Source organism: Myroides sp. LJL116 (genome assembly GCF_054871685.1).
Genome location: NZ_JBTXLR010000039.1, coordinates 1 through 3526 on the forward strand (window position 1 = coordinate 1; position 3526 = coordinate 3526).

Below are 3526 nucleotides of genomic sequence, written 5' to 3' on the forward strand. Positions count from 1 at the left end.
ATTTTCCATCTACTCCATCTTTACCTGTGATTTCTGCAATGAAGTCTGCTCCATCTTTACCGTCATTTCCAGGTAGAGACTTCCATACTTCTAAAGCTGATTTTCCTTCTGCTCCCTGATCTCCTTTTTCGCCTTTAGCAGCGATTTCAGTATCTACACCATCAATCCACCAGTTTCCATTAGCACCGATCTCTGGAGTTGAACCATCTTTACCATCCTTACCAGTAATTGCTTCAATAAAAGCATTTGCATCTTTACCATCGTTTCCAGGTAGTGATTGCCAGATTTCTAAAGCAGATTTTCCATCTACACCCTGATCTCCCTTAGCTCCGATTAAGCTTAATAACCACTCTGCTTCGCTTCCGGTGAATCCATTATCCACAGCTACCTCATATGCAGATTTACCATCTACTCCATCCTTACCTGTGATCTCTGCAATGAAGTCTGCTCCATCTTTACCATCATTTCCAGGTAGAGACTTCCATACTTCTAAAGCTGATTTTCCTTCTTCTCCCTGATCTCCTTTATCTCCTTTAGCAGCGATTTCAGTATCTACACCATCAATCCACCAGTTTCCATTTGAACCGATCTCTGGAGTTGAACCATCTTTACCGTCAATTCCGTCTTTACCGTCAATTCCATCTTTACCAGTAATTGCTTCAATAAAAGCATTTGCATCTTTACCATCATTTCCAGGTAGAGATTGCCAGATTTCTAAAGCAGACTTTCCTTTGTCTCCCTTAGCTCCGATTAAACTTAATAACCACTCAGGTTCTGTTCCTACGAATCCATTATCAACAGCTACCTCATATGCAGATTTCCCATCTACTCCATCTTTACCTGTGATTTCTGCAATGAAGTCTGCTCCATCTTTACCGTCATTTCCAGGTAGAGACTTCCATACTTCTAAAGCTGATTTTCCTTCTGCTCCCTGATCTCCTTTTTCGCCTTTAGCAGCGATTTCAGTATCTACACCATCAATCCACCAGTTTCCATTAGCACCGATCTCTGGAGTTGAACCATCTTTACCATCCTTACCAGTAATTGCTTCAATAAAAGCATTTGCATCTTTACCATCGTTTCCAGGTAGTGATTGCCAGATTTCTAAAGCAGATTTTCCTTCGTCTCCCTTAGCTCCGATTAAGCTTAGTAACCACTCCGCTTCACTTCCAGTGAATCCATTATCAACAGCTACCTCATATGCAGATTTTCCATCTACTCCATCCTTACCTGTGATTTCTGCAATGAAGTCTGCTCCATCTTTACCGTCATTTCCAGGTAGAGACTTCCATACTTCTAAAGCTGATTTTCCTTCTTCTCCCTGATCTCCTTTATCTCCTTTAGCAGCGATTTCAGTATCTACACCATCAATCCACCAGTTTCCATTTGAACCAATCTCTGGAGTTGAACCGTCTTCACCGTCAATTCCATCAACACCGTCTTTACCAGTTATAGCTTCAATAAAAGCATTTGCATCTTTACCATCATTTCCAGGTAGTGATTGCCAGATTTCTAAAGCAGATTTTCCATCTACACCCTGATCTCCTTTAGCTCCGATTAAGCTTAGTAACCACTCCGCTTCACTTCCGGTGAATCCATTATCAACAGCTACCTCATATGCAGATTTTCCATCTACTCCATCTTTACCTGTGATTTCTGCAATGAAGTCTGCTCCATCTTTACCGTCATTTCCAGGTAGAGACTTCCATACTTCTAAAGCTGATTTTCCTTCTGCTCCCTGATCTCCTTTAGCAGCGATTTCAGTATCTACACCATCAATCCACCAGTTTCCATTAGCACCAATCTCTGGAGTTGAACCATCTTTACCATCCTTACCAGTAATTGCTTCAATAAAAGCATTTGCATCTTTACCATCGTTTCCAGGTAGTGATTGCCAGATTTCTAAAGCAGATTTTCCATCTACACCCTGATCTCCCTTAGCTCCGATTAAGCTTAATAACCACTCTGCTTCGCTTCCGGTGAATCCATTATCCACAGCTACCTCATATGCAGATTTACCATCTACTCCATCCTTACCTGTGATCTCTGCAATGAAGTCTGCTCCATCTTTACCATCATTTCCAGGTAGAGACTTCCATACTTCTAAGGCTGACTTTCCTTCTTCTCCCTGATCTCCTTTATCTCCTTTAGCAGCGATTTCAGTATCTACACCATCAATCCACCAGTTTCCATTTGAACCAATCTCTGGAGTTGAACCGTCTTCACCGTCAATTCCATCAACACCGTCTTTACCAGTTATAGCTTCAATAAAAGCATTTGCATCTTTACCATCATTTCCAGGTAGTGATTGCCAGATTTCTAAAGCAGATTTTCCATCTACACCCTGATCTCCTTTAGCTCCGATTAAGCTTAGTAACCACTCCGCTTCACTTCCGGTGAATCCATTATCCACAGCTACCTCATATGCGGATTTTCCATCTACTCCATCCTTACCTGTGATCTCTGCAATGAAGTCTGCTCCATCTTTACCATCATTTCCAGGTAGAGACTGCCATACTTCTAAGGCTGACTTTCCTTCTGCTCCTTTATCTCCTTTAGCAGCGATTTCAGTATCTATACCATCAATCCACCAGTTTCCATTTGAACCGATCTCTGGAGTTGAACCGTCTTTACCGTCAATTCCATCTTTACCAGTAATTGCTTCAATAAAAGCATTTGCATCTTTACCATCATTACCAGGTAGAGATTGCCAGATTTCTAAAGCAGACTTTCCTTCGTCTCCCTTAGCTCCGATTAAACTTAATAACCACTCTGCTTCACTTCCGGTGAAACCATTATCAACAGCTACCTCGTAAGCAGATCTTCCATCTACTCCATCTTTACCTGTGATCTCTGCAATGAAGTCTGCTCCATCTTTACCGTCATTTCCAGGTAGAGACTGCCATACTTCTAAGGCTGACTTTCCTTCTTCTCCCTGATCTCCTTTATCTCCTTTAGCAGCGATTTCAGTATCTACACCATCAATCCACCAGTTTCCATTTGAACCGATCTCTGGAGTTGAACCATCTTTACCGTCAATTCCATCAACACCGTCTTTACCAGTTATAGCTTCAATAAAAGCATTTGCATCTTTACCATCATTTCCAGGTAGTGATTGCCAGATTTCTAAAGCAGATTTTCCATCTACACCCTGATCTCCTTTAGCTCCGATTAAGCTTAATAACCACTCTGCTTCGCTTCCGGTGAATCCATTATCCACAGCTACTTCATAAGCAGATTTACCATCTACTCCATCCTTACCTGTGATCTCTGCAATGAAGTCTGCTCCATCTTTACCGTCATTTCCAGGTAGAGACTTCCATACTTCTAAAGCTGATTTTCCTTCTTCTCCCTGATCTCCTTTATCTCCTTTAGCAGCGATTTCAGTATCTACACCACCAATCCACCAGTTTCCATTTGAACCGATCTCTGGAGTTGAACCATCTTTACCATCTTTACCAGTAATTGCTTCAATAAAAGCATTTGCATCTTTACCATCATTACCAGGTAGAGATTGCCAGATTTC

The 3526-nt window shown here is 41.6% G+C and carries 1 protein-coding gene; it reads right to left on the reverse strand.

Features of this window, described 5'->3' with window-relative positions; all coding sequences use genetic code 11:
• A partial coding sequence (locus ACYSNM_RS13735; protein WP_461757442.1) for a collagen-like domain-containing protein occupies positions 1 to 3526 on the reverse strand: 3526 nt, incomplete at both ends.